We start from the raw sequence: 15,262 nt of genomic DNA, 5'->3' as shown, positions 1-15,262 counted from the left end.
GCTTAGTTCCACTAAGCGAATTGGTAGAGTCTGCTTACGCAAGGTATTGAACCGCCGTGTACGGAACCGTACGCACGGTGGTGTGAGAGGTCGACTAGTCAAATAATGGCTAGTCTCCTACTCGATTATAGATGTTGAAATTCACGAACATTCCAATTTTTTATGAAGTGAATGTTAAGTATTCGGTTGATAATAAAAGCGCTACGTGGTAACTTAGTAAAAATATAGAAAAGACAAATATATAGGAGGATTTAAATGAACGCATGGAACACTAAATTTCAACGCGAAGGATATACATTTGACGATGTGATCCTCGTACCAGCAGAAAGTCATATTTTACCTAATGATGTTGATTTATCAGTAGAATTAGCCCCTAACTTAAAGTTAAATATCCCAATTTTATCGGCAAGTATGGATACAGTTACCGAATCAGATATGGCGATAGCAATGGCACGCCAAGGAGGACTAGGTGTCATTCATAAGAACATGTCAATTGAAGCACAAGCTGAAGAAGTTCGACGTGTTAAACGTTCAGAAAATGGCGTCATCTTAGATCCATTTTACTTAACTCCTCAACACACTGTTCAAGATGCTGAAGATTTAATGTCTCGTTACCGTATTAGTGGCGTTCCAATTGTTGAATCTGAAACAGACTTAACTTTAATTGGAATTATCACAAACCGTGATACACGTTTCATTAATGATAATCAAGCTCTAATTTCTTCAGTGATGACTAGAGAAGCGTTAGTTACAGCGCCAATTGGTACATCTTTAGAAGAAGCTGAACGTATCTTATTCGATCACCGTATCGAAAAATTACCCTTAGTTAACGAACAAGGTCACTTATCAGGTTTAATTACGATTAAAGATATTGAGAAAGTAATCCAATACCCAAATGCAGCTAAAGATAGCCATGGACGCTTATTAGTTGCGGCAGCGATTGGTGTGACAAGTGATACATTTGAACGTGCACAAGCATTAATTGACCAACAAGTGGATGCTTTAGTTGTCGATACTGCCCACGGACATAGTGCGGGTGTTATTCGTAAAATTAAAGAAATTCGTGACACATACCCAGACGTTACAATTATTGCTGGGAATGTTGCGACTGCTGAAGGTACACGTGCGTTATTCGATGTCGGTGTTGACGTTGTAAAAGTAGGTATCGGACCAGGTTCTATCTGTACAACGCGTGTTGTTGCAGGTGTTGGTGTACCTCAGTTAACAGCAATTTATGAAGCAGCTACTGCAGCCCGTGAATACGGAAAAGCAATTATTGCTGACGGTGGAATTAAATACTCAGGCGATATCGTCAAAGCGATTGCTGCTGGTGGAAATGCTGTTATGTTAGGTAGTATGTTAGCTGGTACTGATGAGTCGCCAGGTAACTTTGAAATTTACCAAGGACGTCGTTTCAAAACTTACCGCGGTATGGGTAGTTTAGCGGCTATGGAAAAAGGGTCAAGTGACCGTTACTTCCAATCTAAAAACGAAGCAAACAAACTAGTTCCAGAAGGAATTGAAGGTCGTGTTGCTTATAAAGGTAGCGCTCAAGATATCGTCTTCCAAATGCTAGGTGGTATTCGTGCAGGTATGGGTTATACTGGATCAGCAAACTTAAAAGCTTTACGCGAAGAAGCACAATTCATCCGTATGAGTGGCGCTGGACTTATTGAGTCTCACCCACATGATGTTAATATTACAAAAGAAGCACCAAACTACTCACGCGCTTAATTTGCTGAAGTGATTTGGTTAACGAAAATACTCAACAATGTAGTGATTAATTAGCTATATTGTTGAGTTTTTTTGTGTTCTTGGGAGCTTAGGACAGGGAATTATATAGAAGGTGCTTTGAGAATTTTTCAAGGATACAAAACGTTAAAAGGGTGCCTTGAGAAAATCTCAGAGCACCAAACCATCCCTGAGAACTTTTCAGGGATACAAAACGCGAAAAAAGTGCCTTGAGAAAATCTCAGGGCATCAAACCATCCCTGAGAATTTTTCAGGGATACAAAACGCGAAAAAAGTGCCTTGAGAAAAAGTCAGAGCACCAAAGCATCCCTGAGAACTTTTCAGGGATACAAAACACGAAAAAAGTGCCTTGAGAAAAAGTCAGAGCACCAAACCATCCCTGAGAATTTTTCAGGGATACAAAACTCGAAAAAAGTGCCTTGAGAAAAAGTCAGAGCACTAAAACCACCGTATTCGACCTAATATGAATCTTTGATTATGAGACTATGAACATTGTTTGACCTTTATATGAACATGGGGGTTATGACATGACAAGAATTTCGAGGGTGTTACAATGAGGTTGTAGTTAAGAAAAAAGAAACCCGACGCACAATAATGAAAGGATGCGATACAAATGATTCGCAGAAACAGTCGGAACTTAAAATTAACAGCCACTTTATTAGCATCGTTGATGGCACTTGGTTTTGGACAAGTTCAAACCAACGCACAAGACTTTGTTAGACCTGAACCAGGAGACGAAGCCTATCTACCAAACTACTCACTCGTGGAGCAATATTTCCCAAGTGTAGATGCAGCCGTTGAATATGCGAATGCAAATTTCAATATTGATATTCATGCTGACTTTTATGTCACTATGGATGAAAACGGTGCTTACGTTTATTATGAACTTTTAGAGGACGTTGAAGAACCTGAGGAACCTGCACCTGACCCTGAAGAACCAGAAGAAGGTACTTATGTTGTTCAATCAGGCGATTCATTATATAGTATTGCCAATGAATATGATGTTAGCGTCCAAGATATTATTGACTGGAATAACTTAGACAATGATTTCTTACAAATCGGACAAGAATTAATCGTAGTAGATCCTGGTAACGGCGAAGACCCCGAAGAACTCGAACCCGATCCAGAGGAACCAGATGATAACATTTATGTTGTTCAATCAGGTGACTATTTATATGGAATTGCTAATCAATTCGGTATTAGCGTCCAAGATATTATTGACTGGAACGACTTAGAAAGTGATTTCTTACAAGTCGGACAAGAATTAATTGTAGTAGATCCTAGTAATGGTGAAGAACCTGAAGAGCCTGACCCAGATCCGGAAGAACCAGATGATAACATTTACGTTGTTCAATCCGGTGACTATTTATACCGAATCGCGAATGAATTTGGTATTACAGTCGATAATCTGATTGATTGGAATAACCTAGAAAGTAATAGCTTATTTGTTGGTCAAGAATTAATCGTTGTTGACCCAGATAATGGAGCGGAAGAACCAGACCCAGGCGACCCTGAAGACATTATTTATGTGGTTGAAGCGGGAGATTACTTATACCGAATCGCTGCTGAATTTGGGGTAACCGTTCAAGATATTATTGACTGGAATAATCTAGAAAGTGATGCCTTGCAAGTTGGAGACCAATTAATTATTAGACAATAATTGCTCATACTAAAGAAGTAAATAAATAATATGAACCACTAGTGGAGAGGGCTAACTAAGTCATCTTCACTGGTGGTTTTAGTTATACTGAATTATGGGCTTAAATTGTGAAAAACTTATGTCATTTTGACATCATTAATCGTAACTACTATTTTTTGTGTTTAAAAAAGGTATAATAGTTATTGAGTACATTTAATTGTAAAGAAGGAGGATTATGATGCGTATATTAGTAGCAGACGATGATCGCGAAATCGTAGATCTTTTAAATATTTATCTAAAAAATGAGGGTTATGAAGTTGTAAAAGCATTTAATGGTGAAGAAGCTTTAAATCAGTTAGAAGAAAGTCAAGAATTTGATTTGGTTATCTTAGATGTGATGATGCCAAAAGTAACGGGATTAGAAGTGGTTGAAGTGATGCGTGAAAAGGATATGAGCATTCCAGTAATTATGGTGAGTGCCAAATCAGCGGATCACGAGAAAATCGAAGGCCTATTTGCTGGAGCGGATGATTATGTAACCAAACCCTTTAATCCTTTAGAGGTGATGGCACGTGTGAAATCAATTCTACGCCGTCAACATAGTTATTCAGGAATGGAGACACCAGGAGATACAATTGAGGTTGGACCTTTAGTTATACGCCGGGATTCTCATGAAGTGAGAACAAATAGCGGTACTGAAATTCAATTGACAGCTCTAGAGTTTGGAATTTTATTTCTTTTATCAAGTAACCCAAACCGTGTCTTTAGTGCGGATGAAATCTTCGAAGAGGTTTGGAATCAAGAAAGTGTTGTGAGTGCCAAAACCGTCATGGTTCATGTGAGTCATTTGCGTGATAAAATTGCTCAGGCAACTGGAGGAGACAAAGTCGTTCAGACTGTATGGGGAGTAGGCTATAAGGTTGAACGATGATAATAAACAAATCTTATCTACCCAATTAACACCTTCACAAAAGATTGATTTAATTCGTTATACCTCAAGTGTTCTCTTCATTGTATTCTTTGTATATTTAGGGATTATACTTGGCTTTGATATTGTAATTAATACCCGTTTAGATTTTCTACGTGGGGGGAATTTTTTCCAGTTTTTCCAGTTGTGGCGCATTCCATATAACCAAATTATTACGCTTATCGTATTAAGTATCGGAGGACTCATTACATATCGCCGTATGGACAGACAGCGTAAAATGATGAAGATTGGTCGTGCTTTAGAGCATTTAAACTACATATCTGAAAATAATAAATACAATTACCGAATCGAGAGTACGCAAATTGGTGAATTGACAGATATTATTGATAGTATTAATCAACTGGTTGAAAGTACAGAACATTCACTTGAAGAGGAACGACGAGCGGAAGAGACGAAAGATGAGTTAATCGCAAATGTCAGTCATGATATTCGGACACCACTCACGTCAACGATTGGTTACTTAGATGCTGTGATTCATAAGCAGTATCAAAGTGAGGAAGAGAAAGATAGCTATATTGGGATAGCGTACGAGAAGGCGAAGATGATGCGAACGTTAGTGAATGATTTATTCTTATATATTGAATCAGGACAAGCAACGTATTCGCTTGAAGCTCAATCCATTCCTATCAAGTTTTTCTTTGAACAATTGGCAGCTGAATTTGAGTTAACAGGTGACGAGCAAGGCGTAGACATTGTTGTAGAAGTTTACCCAGAGGATTTATTCGTACAGATTGATGTCGATAAGATGGCAAGAGTGTTCAGTAATCTGATTTCTAATGCATTTAAATACGGTTTTGGAGATGTCATTCGCTTGCGCGCTTATAAATCGAGTGATGATGCGAGTGTCTATCTGGAAACGCGAAATAACGGTGAAATACTTGCGGAATCTGAGTATAAGAATATCTTTGAGCGGAGTTACCGAACTGAGAAATCAAGAACATCTGAGATTCCTGGAAGTGGTTTAGGACTTTCAATCGTAAAAAATATCGTTGATCTACATGACGGTTTGGTTTTTGCGACTGTGGAAGATAATGAAACTGTCTTTCGTATTAAATTAAAAAATATAGAAGAGAGTGGTGGCGAATGAAGTTAAGATATTTATTTGTCATTTTGTTAATCACCTCGTTTTTATTACCGCAACAAAGTAGCCAGGCACAATCAACCGCGCCAACGATTGATGCAGTTTCTGCCATTTCAATTGATAGTGAGAATGGACAAGTCTTAATGAGCCAAAATGCAGACGAAATACTTCAAGTTGGTTCAATAAGTAAATTATTATCCGTTTATGTTGCTTTAAAAACAATTGAAGCACAAGATGAGTGGACACGCGAATCTATTGTTCCCATCTCAGATGAAGCATATCAATTGAGTCAAGATTATAATATTGGTAATGTGCCTTTAAGACAGGATTATAATTATACAGTCAATGAATTAGTCGAAGCTGTTTCAATTAATTTAGCAAATGGTGCCACACTTGCTTTAGCTGAAATGGTGGGAGAGACGGAAGCGGATTTTGTTAAAATGATGGAAACGCAGTTGTTAGAATGGGGCGTTGAAGAATTTAACCTCATTAATTCAACAGGGTTAGAAGACAATGGTGAAACCAATACCTTTTCTGCAGAAGTTGCAGCAATCATTGCCTATCATCTGGTCAATGACTTTCCGGATTATTTAGATTATAGTGATCAAGCAAAAGCAGTGTTTAAACCGAATACGGATGATGCGATTGATATGAATAATTATAACCAAATGCTAAAAGGAAAGCCTTATGAACGTGAAAACGTCCTAGGTTTAATGCCAGGATCTTCCGAACAAGACGGCAATAGCTTTGTCGGTTATTCGAATGAAGATGAGTTTGGTATAATTACAGTTGTATTAGGAACTGAAGATGAAGATACTCGCTATGAAGAGACAGATCGTCTCATGGACTACAGCTATAGTGCTTATATGAAAGAACTTGTTGTAAGCGAAGGGCAACCGACGACACAGGTGAATACCATCAAAGTAGAAGGTAGTTCCGAAAGTGAAGCGGAGCTTATCTACGGCGAAAATATGTCCTTAGTTGTTCCAATTATTGATACCGCTCCGCGTTTGGAGTACGAATTCTCAAGTAATGACGCTTTATTTGAAGATAGAAGCTATTTAGTGGCACCGGTTGAACAAGGAGAAGTCGTTGGAGAGATGACTATCTACGGTGCTGACACTGAATTTACGTATTTACCTTCGACGAAAGGGAACCACGTTCCAGTCGTTCAAGCAGAGCCCATTGAAGAAGCAGCCTGGTATGTGAATGGCTGGCATTCCTTCTCAAACGGCGTGAGTAATACGTGGGAGTCCACACGACGATTCTTCGTTGATTTGTTTAATTAGTCAGTGAATTAAGAAAGGATTGGATATAATGAGTCAATTTGAAAAAGCAATATTTGCTGGAGGGTGTTTCTGGTGTATGGTTCATCCATTTGATGAAATGGATGGAGTTGAAGCGGTTGTTTCAGGTTATACTGGAGGCCAGACTGAAAATCCGACCTATGTACAAGTAACAAGTGGTGAAACGAATCATACAGAAGCGGTTGAAATTACCTTTGATCCAGAAAAGATAACGTACCAACAATTGCTTGATATTTATTGGTCAAGTATGGACCCAACAGATGCGACGGGTCAATTTTATGACCGTGGAACATCTTATCGTCCTGTGATATTCGTTAATTCAGAAGAGCAACGTCAGTTAGCTAAAGAATCAAGAGAAGCCTTGGATAAGAGTGGACGATTTGGTAAACCTGTCGTTGTACCGGTTGAAGACGCAAAACCATTCTATGAAGCAGAAGATTATCATCAAGATTATTATAAGAAAAATCCTGAACACTATAATCGTTATACTATTGGGTCAGGACGAGCAGCGTTTGTTGAAAAACATAAACAATAATGAATAGAGTACGTCAATGAAGTTTCTAACAAATTAATTTTGTTGGAAACTTTTTTGTGGTTAGTTGGGTAAATGCTATAATAAGCTTAGTGAAAACCAAATAATTACTAAAGGAAGCGATGAGTATGATAATTAGAGCATTAGAAAAGAATGACTTACCTTCGATTCATATCATCAATAATGAGCGCGAGATGATGGCCTATTGGTTCGAAGAGCCCTATGAATCCCTTGATGAATTAGAACGATTATATGATAAGCACCTCTTCGATTCTTCTGAAAGACGCTTTGTCATTGAAGTCGCCGGTGAGTTTGTTGGGGTTGTTGAATTAATGGAAATCGATTATATTCATCGTAATTGCGAAATACAAATTATTGTCATTAAACGATTCCGTGGACAAGGCTTAGCACAAAAGGCTTTACGAAAAGGAATTGAGTATGCTTTTTCAATTTTAAATATGCATAAAGTATATTTAATTGTGGATGCAAATAATCATCCAGCGGTCCATATCTATAAAAAATTAGGCTTTAGACAAGAAGGAACAATGAAAGACCACTTCTATACAAATGGACAATATCGGGATGCTTACTTTATGGGTATCTTGAAAGACGAAGTAGAATTTGACTATGTAAAATAAAAAAGATCCACTACTGACCAAAATATCAGTAGTGGATTTTTTGTTGTACCAAGTATTAATAGAGTTCGTGAATGTCATCGAAGTTTTCGCGTTCTTGTTCAATTTGGGCTTTATTACCAATCACGGCAATGGTCCCTTTATCAATCACTGAGCGGAATCCTTCACTTAAGACAGTTAAGCTTGCTTCAGTTGTAGCTAAAACTTCTTCCTTAAGTTGAATCACATCAGCTGTCGTACGGCCCACTTGGTGACGAGAGAATGCACGCTTTCCTTTGTGATAGGCAGACAATGGTTGGTCTAAATTACTTAATGTACCAATGATTGCTTTTAGTAAGCTGGCGTCATCAAGTTGCAAGGTTTCAATAAAATCTGGAATCCCTTGATACGTTTGGATTGTCTTCTTAATATTAGGGTCGCGGTATGAACTTAATTGGAAATCTCCATTTAAGTTGTGACGGAACATCGAACCGTATGCGCCACCTTTAACTCGAATATTATTCCATAAGTAATCGTAACGTAAGAAAGTAGATAAGACGAGTGAAGATCCAGAATAAGTCAATTCATTCGTCGCGTCTGAGGCGAAACCAACATAGTTTACATCTTGAGCAGTAATAAAGGCTTCATTCTTTTTCTCGCCGGCTTCATACGTCACAGCAGCGCCTAAAGCGTCACTTCTTAAAGAAGCAAAAGCTTCGGTAAAGGTTGTTTTCACATCTTCTAAGCGATTTTCTTCACCAATATAAAGTGCATGAATACGTTGTTTATTTAATAAACGTTCTAACATATTTTGAAGTTTTTCACTTAAGTCACTCATATCATTGGCTTTAATTTGTTTTAAAAGCTCTTTCGTGAAATTAAATTGATCAATCCCGTTAATTAATTCCCCTAATTTGCTGACAGGTTTCACTTGGCTTAAGGCACGTGAAGCAGCGATCACATGAGCAGTGGAGTTAATATCATCTTCAAAATCAGACACATGACGTTGAGTGATATTTAATAATTCAGTTCGGTCAGTAAACTGAGTTCCTGTCATAATTTCATTAATTAACTCAACTAATTTAGTAAATGATGTTTCCAGTGATTTACCTCGTAATGTAAAGTAAGGTTTTGCTTCGCCAGTCACTGTTTCATAAACTACGACGCCCCCGTGAATACCACCCGTGTGTAAGTCAATTTGCGTTTGCAATTCTGCAACAGAATAATTTTCAGTCGGTAAGTCACCTAATAATTGGCTTAAATAACTTAATAATAAGTAATCTTCCCCTTCAAAGTCAGACACATCAAAGTATAGATCAAGGTAATCAATTCCAGAAGTAAATTGGTCCGCGTGATACAGTGTTGTTCCTTCGAATAAAGTACTTTCAGTTAAAGGATAATCTTCTGTTTCAGTGGATAAATCTTCTTTATCTAATGTCGGAATTGCCGCTAAATCCTCTGCTTTATCTGGAGCCTCTTGACGAGCGATGAGCGCTTGTGTTTGCTCAACTAATGTATCAATTTCTTGGTCAGAAAGGCTTGCTTTGTACTCTTGTAAAGCTTTGAATGTTTCTTTTTCAAAAGCATCATTTTTTCCAGGTTCAGCTTTTAATACGATGTTCACACGTCTAGTATTATTCAATAATTTATCTTGAATCAATTGTTCAAAGTAACCTTCTTCAGATAATTTTGCTAATAAATCAAGTTTATCTGAGAATTCCAGTGAAACGAAAGGAGATAAATCATATAACCATGTGTTTAATGAACTAATCGCATAAAGAACGCCGCGTGGATTACTTTCCGAGATGGCAGATTCTTTTAAGCGGAAAGTGATTTTGTTTAAGGCTGCTTGAATTAATTCTTTTGAGATACCATCTTTAACGATGTCTGTTAAAGTGGACTCAACCACTTCTTTAAAGCGGTCCATATTGTTTTTGTCACTATATTTTGCATCGATTGAGAAGACTGCAGGATAGCCGACTTGGAAGAAATCACCATTAATGTCCCCGCCAATTTCAGCTTCGAGTAAGGCTTTCTTTAAAGGCGCTTGATTATTACCAAATAAAATCTCAGCTAACACACGTAAACCGTGTTGCTCTAAGGAATCTGAAGCTGTTGCGGTATGCCAAGCAATCGCCAAGTAATCTTTTTTATCGGGGTCATCGCCGTCTGTAATTGAATAGGTTAATTCAACATCTTCTTCCTCAGGTTGAGTTGCTTCAAAAGTTAAATCAACGGCTGGCTCATCCAATTGACCTTTGCCATCAAAGTAAGAAGCAAGTAAGCTAAAAGCGTGATCCGTATCTAAATCTCCGTACAGAATCGTTAATGAGCTACTTGGATGGTAGTGTTTCTCATGGAAATCAAGAAAAGCTTCTTGTGTTAAAGACGGAATGGTAGATGGTAATCCACCTGATTCGAATTCATACGGTGTTCCTTTGTATAAATACTTTTGAATAGCTGTATACAATTGGCTGTCAGGTGAGGCTGTCGCACCTTTCATCTCATTATAAACAACACCCTTGTAGATTAAATCATCTTCAGCATTTTCTAAATGATAATGCCAACCCTCTTGTTCAAGAATTTGTGGATTTGAGTAAATCAGTGGTTGGAAGACCGCATCTAAATAAACGCTCATCAAATTCGAAAAATCTTTTTGATTAGTTGATGCGACGGGATAAATTGTCTTATCCGAGAAAGTCATCGCATTAACAAAGGTGTTTAAAGAACCTTTGATTAGTTCAACAAAAGGCTCTTTCGATGGGAATTTCTTTGAGCCGTTTAAGACCGAGTGTTCTAAGATGTGGGCAATCCCATTATCATCGTAAGGGGGTGTTTTGAAAGCAATTGTGAATGCTTTATTTGTGTCATCATTATCTAAGTGTAATACTTGAGCACCAGTTTCTTCATGCTCATATAACTTACCAATTGAATGAATATCGTTTAATTCTTTGGTTTCGATTAATTTAAAAGTCATACAATCCTCCATTGTAAAATTTATTATACTATTAGCATATTTTATCTGGAATTGATACTTAATACAAGGAAAGGGGCCTTTCAAGACAAAAGAACCCCTCAGGAAAATGCTAAAATAAAAAAGATATTCAATATTCTGGTTAATTTACCAGAATTATTGAATATCCTTGTTGTAAAGAAGTCAGTTGGGAGTGTTTGCTAAGATTCATGCTATCTTGCACCACCGCCGCCACCTCCGCCGGCACCGCCACCTCCACCTGAAGATGTCGCACCACCAGAACCGCCACTGCCTCCACCAGCGACAACTGAATTAAAACCACCACTAGAAAGGCCAGTTGACCAATTTCGTCTGAAATGCATCGTACTATGCCAGTAATGAGTCGGTGTATAAGTCGTGCTACTGTCATCATAAGCTTTTTTCATTGGAAGAATATCTTCGTATTGCTTCGCAATCCTTGTTGCTGCGCCACCAATCAGCGCCCAGACTAAAATACTAGATAATTGTGTATCTTCTTGAACATGATCTACCTCAACATCATCTAAATAAGCGACATATTGTGTAATATGATTGAATAACTCTTCACCTTTGGGTGTTGATTGAGGAATTGCGATTGTTTGCTTCCAAACTTTGTCTTCAACAACATTGAGATACCCAGCATCTTCTAGATATTCTATTGAACGCGCTTTAAGAATGAGCTCGAATTTTGTTACTTCGTCCGCATGTTCTTTTGCCCATTCCATCATAACTGTGGAATCAATTTCACCATGAGAATCCGAAGCATCGAGTAACATGATCCACATGCCTTCCTCGATTGTAGAATCTTCAGGGTTCTTCTCAATCCATTCGTCAAAAGCCATCGCCGGTTGTTGTTGATCGAAATCTTTAACATGAATATAGGTTGTGTATTTATCACCAAAAAATTTATCGCTCTTAAAAGTTTCAATTTCAATGAGGTCTTCACTTAGCCATTTAGTTAAGTAAGCTGCAAAATAATCTTCAAAGAAACCTGCTTGCAGTTCTTGGAGTAAGAATGCGATATTAGCAATGTCATCACCGTATTCAGGAACTACATCGGTTGTTTTGCCTTTATTCATTTTTATTCGTTCTGCTCCGGTAACCATCGCATTGTTCTCGCGTTTTATTTTTCGAACTTTGAAGAAATATACCATGCTTGCAGTGAATATACCTAAACCTGGAATAAACGTGATTCCAAATATGAGCCAAAAAATCCAACTACTATCTGACAATGATGAAGATTCATTGTAAGAGGATCCTTCGTTGGCCATCTCTCTTTGTTCTTCAAGCGTCATATCTACACTTGCGCTAGTATTAAATAAATCCGAAGGAAACTGCAGCAAGACCGTGACATTGTTTCTATCATCAAGTGATTCTTCTGAAGTCCAAACAATTTTCTCCCCTTGCATCTGGATATCACCATCAAAGCCGTAGCCCCAGAAGTTTGTATTATCCTGAGATAAGCCGACTGGAGAATCAATCGTTAAAGTTAAATCCTCTGTTGGAATACCTAGGAATGTATCAAAGTTCCATAGTAAGCCTTGCCCGTCATTTAAATTCCGGACGACATTCGACAACGTATAAGTTAGCTGGTAAGTTTTATCCCCGTGCTCACCCATACCCCATACGAGCTCTGCATCATCGTCATCGCGAATGATACCGTAGTATCCTTCTTTTTCTTCTAAAGATTGATCTGAATCCCAAACAGGATTAAAGTTATAACCTTCCACTGAAAAATTCGATACTTCTGAATCTTGTAAGTTGTTCAACTCAATATATAATTCAGTCCCATCATCAGCCGTCATGTTACGAGTTTCTTCAACAATTGCTGATCCATCTTCTTGAAGTTCCACTGAAATATCAATGGAATGAATTTTATTATCGGCAAATACTTTTTCCCCTTGCAAGGTGAGGGCAGTAGCGAGTATAATACTGAGAGTAAATAGAATACGTCTCATATTTTTTCACATCCTTTTGTTTGTATATTCAGTTTACCATATATCAAAAGCCCGACATAACAGTAACCAGCGCGTTTTTGATAAATAATAAAAAAACTTTTTAAAAAGTGTTGACAAAAGGTATGGAAATATCGTATTATATATAGGTCGTCAAAACGACTCGCTAGCTCAGTCGGTAGAGCAACTGACTTTTAATCAGTGGGTCGCAGGTTCGATTCCTGCGCGGGTCATACTAATCTTATTATTATAATGATTAGTCAATATGTAACACGCCGGCTTAGCTCAGTTGGTAGAGCATCTGATTTGTAATCAGAGGGTCGAGGGTTCAACTCCTTTAGCCGGCATTACATAAATTACATCCTTACTTCGGTAGGGATGTTTTTTTGTGTTTATATTTATTAAGTAACCTATTAAATAAATATATTTTTTTGAAAAACTTTCAAAAAACAAAATAGAACGGATGTTCATTTTTGAATGAGAAACATCATTTTTGTCACCAATTTTGTCACTCACACATCTGCCACCATATAATCGTAGCAAGTAATGCTCTAGAATCCTAAGAATGCTTCAAATTTATCTGCTACTTCATCGCGTCGATTTTGAGTTACGTGAGCATAAACATTCATTGTAGTTTGGATGTTTGAATGCCCTAATCGATCTTTTACTTCTTGCATATCTAACCCTGCTTCAAATAAGAGTGAGCAATGAGTATGGCGAAAGCCGTGGGTGGTGATATGTGGCAAATCATGCTTTTTAAGTACTCTAGTAAGAGCAGTTCCAATATAGTATAAGTTAAGATGTTTATTCTCATCGTTTGCAAAGACGAATTGTTCTGGTTTGTTGGTATTATAACCGAGTTTTAATAGCTCACGTTGCTGGGTTATTCGCCAATCTTTCAAAGTTTCCATTGTTGTCTTATCTAATGATATGGTCCTCTTACTCGTATTATTTTTAGGCGATTGAAAAACAGAACCATTGATTCCTTCAGCTAATACTCTTTCAATCTTTAATGTGTTATTCACTTCATCGATATCTTTCCATTTTAATGCCATTAACTCTCCTCGCCTTAATCCAGCAAAGGCTAATAGACGAAACATAACTAACTTTTTATTATTCTCCGTTTTTTTTATGCATTCAAAAAAGTATTTTAATTCATTTTTTGTGTAAAATGGCGCCTTGTAATCCTCTTTATGTGTGTTTCTAGGACGAATCACTTTATCCATTGGATTCTCATTACAGTAATTTAAACTAATTGCGAGTTTAAAAATTCTATTAACGCAGCTTACTAACATAGTAGCTTTTGTATATGATGAATACCAATCGTTTATAACATCTTGACATTTTTCGACATCGATCATATTGATAAATATACCCTCAAAGTTTGGTAAAATATGTATGTTTGCAGAACGTAATAAAGTGACATAGGTTACTTCTTTAACCGTTAACTTGTATTGCTTAAACCATAGTCTATAGACATCATCAAACTTAACTTTTTTAGGAGCAAGTTTAACGTGTCTACCATTTTCTTCATATTTTATTTTTTCACGTGCTAAAAATATTTCTGCTTCGTTATATGATCTAAAACTACTTTGTCTAATCCGGTCTTTTTTTCCAGTATATTCATTGATACCTAGGTAATAATCCACTTTATATCTTACTGATCCATTTTTCAGTTTATATTGTTCTATCATGTTTACTTCTCCTATCTAATAGCGTGCCAGCGTGATAGAAGATTTTAAACTCTAAATATTATTATACGTATAAGTAATTGACACAACATCTCCAAGAACCGCTGCGTCAGCGATCGTATAAATTTTACTGTAGCGATTCCCCGCAATAAACAACACATTATCGCCTTCATACTTTATGATACGCACTAATGGTGTAGTTTCTCCATCGGGTAGTATAACGACTAAACTCCCATCTTCAGCATTCGTTTCATTTTTAGCTAGAACGAGTGCATCTTCAATAATATGCGGTCTCATTGCTGTATCCTCCACTTTATAAAATGATAAGTTACTTGTTACGACACTCTTGACCGGAATTTCGATAGATTCTTTACTAATAAATTGCCCGTTAACTACTTTATCTATAAGTGGTACAGCAATTACATCGAGTATCTTTGAATCTGACCAACCTAGCAGGTAGGCAGGAGACACTTCAAGTACAGTAGCTAAGTCATGCACCACATCAATTGGTACTTGGCCTGCCTCATATCTGAAAACACTACTACGACCTTTCCCTATTAAAGTAGCTAACTCTGATAGCGATAAGCCTTTTTCTTCCCTAGCCTTTTTTATTCGATTCACTTGTTCCAATTATTCACCTCCTATTTGTTAATCTATTAATCATTATAATGAACTCTCTCATATTTAGCAACATATAAGTGATGAATCGTT

At 37.2% G+C, this 15,262-nt stretch carries 11 protein-coding genes and 2 tRNA genes; 9 read left to right on the top strand and 4 right to left on the bottom strand.

Annotation, left to right across the window (positions count from 1 at the left end; translation table 11 throughout):
* Positions 1 to 255: 255 nt before the first annotated feature.
* The 7 genes from guaB to ACEN3Z_RS05585 all read left to right on the top strand — a co-directional run bounded on the left by guaB (position 256) and on the right by ACEN3Z_RS05585 (position 7,937).
* A complete protein-coding gene (guaB, locus tag ACEN3Z_RS05615; RefSeq protein ID WP_407089998.1) occupies positions 256 to 1,734 on the top strand; it encodes an IMP dehydrogenase in 1,479 nt (492 codons plus the stop codon).
* 631 nt (positions 1,735 to 2,365) lie between these two features.
* Positions 2,366 to 3,412, top strand: a complete 1,047-nt coding sequence (locus ACEN3Z_RS05610; RefSeq protein WP_407089997.1) for a LysM peptidoglycan-binding domain-containing protein — start codon at positions 2,366 to 2,368, stop codon at positions 3,410 to 3,412.
* Positions 3,413 to 3,629: 217 nt separating this feature from the next.
* Complete coding sequence (locus ACEN3Z_RS05605) at positions 3,630 to 4,322, top strand: response regulator transcription factor (RefSeq protein ID WP_138404966.1); 693 nt, start codon at positions 3,630 to 3,632, stop codon at positions 4,320 to 4,322.
* A complete protein-coding gene (locus ACEN3Z_RS05600; RefSeq protein WP_407089996.1) occupies positions 4,312 to 5,466 on the top strand; it encodes a sensor histidine kinase in 1,155 nt (384 codons plus the stop codon). Before ACEN3Z_RS05605 ends, ACEN3Z_RS05600 begins: the two co-directional genes overlap by 11 nt.
* On the top strand, positions 5,463 to 6,749 hold the full coding sequence (locus ACEN3Z_RS05595) for a D-alanyl-D-alanine carboxypeptidase family protein (protein ID WP_407089995.1): 1,287 nt from the start codon (positions 5,463 to 5,465) through the stop codon (positions 6,747 to 6,749). Before ACEN3Z_RS05600 ends, ACEN3Z_RS05595 begins: the two co-directional genes overlap by 4 nt.
* 28 nt (positions 6,750 to 6,777) lie before the next feature.
* A complete protein-coding gene (gene msrA / locus ACEN3Z_RS05590; RefSeq protein ID WP_171031335.1) occupies positions 6,778 to 7,302 on the top strand; it encodes a peptide-methionine (S)-S-oxide reductase MsrA in 525 nt (174 codons plus the stop codon).
* A 125-nt stretch (positions 7,303 to 7,427) separates the two neighbouring features.
* Positions 7,428 to 7,937 carry a GNAT family N-acetyltransferase gene (locus ACEN3Z_RS05585; protein ID WP_138404953.1) on the top strand — a complete coding sequence of 170 codons (510 nt, stop codon included), beginning with the start codon at positions 7,428 to 7,430 and terminating at the stop codon, positions 7,935 to 7,937.
* 55 nt (positions 7,938 to 7,992) lie between these two features.
* Here ACEN3Z_RS05585 and ACEN3Z_RS05580 read toward each other — a convergent pair whose 3' ends face one another.
* Positions 7,993 to 10,890, bottom strand: a complete 2,898-nt coding sequence (locus ACEN3Z_RS05580) for an insulinase family protein (RefSeq protein ID WP_407089993.1) — start codon at positions 10,888 to 10,890, stop codon at positions 7,993 to 7,995.
* Between the two features lie 209 nt (positions 10,891 to 11,099).
* Positions 11,100 to 12,863, bottom strand: coding sequence for a DUF2207 domain-containing protein (locus tag ACEN3Z_RS05575; RefSeq protein ID WP_407089992.1), 1,764 nt, complete (start codon positions 12,861 to 12,863; stop codon positions 11,100 to 11,102).
* 157 nt (positions 12,864 to 13,020) lie between these two features.
* On the opposite strand from ACEN3Z_RS05575, the gene ACEN3Z_RS05570 reads away from it, so the two are divergent.
* Both ACEN3Z_RS05570 and ACEN3Z_RS05565 read left to right on the top strand, forming a co-directional pair.
* Positions 13,021 to 13,093, top strand: a tRNA-Lys gene (locus ACEN3Z_RS05570).
* Between the two features lie 41 nt (positions 13,094 to 13,134).
* Positions 13,135 to 13,207, top strand: a tRNA-Thr gene (locus ACEN3Z_RS05565).
* Between the two features lie 204 nt (positions 13,208 to 13,411).
* Here ACEN3Z_RS05565 and ACEN3Z_RS05560 read toward each other — a convergent pair.
* Both ACEN3Z_RS05560 and ACEN3Z_RS05555 read right to left on the bottom strand, forming a co-directional pair.
* Positions 13,412 to 14,554 (bottom strand): tyrosine-type recombinase/integrase, encoded by a 1,143-nt coding sequence (locus tag ACEN3Z_RS05560; protein ID WP_407089991.1) that lies wholly within the window; start codon positions 14,552 to 14,554, stop codon positions 13,412 to 13,414.
* A gap of 51 nt (positions 14,555 to 14,605) precedes the next feature.
* A complete protein-coding gene (locus tag ACEN3Z_RS05555) occupies positions 14,606 to 15,172 on the bottom strand; it encodes a helix-turn-helix domain-containing protein (RefSeq protein WP_407090000.1) in 567 nt (188 codons plus the stop codon).
* Positions 15,173 to 15,262: the final 90 nt, after the last annotated feature.

This window comes from Ruoffia sp. FAM 26254, assembly GCF_045528545.1.
GTDB lineage: Bacteria > Bacillota > Bacilli > Lactobacillales > Aerococcaceae > Ruoffia > Ruoffia halotolerans.
This window is presented reverse-complemented; position numbering and strand designations above follow the sequence as displayed.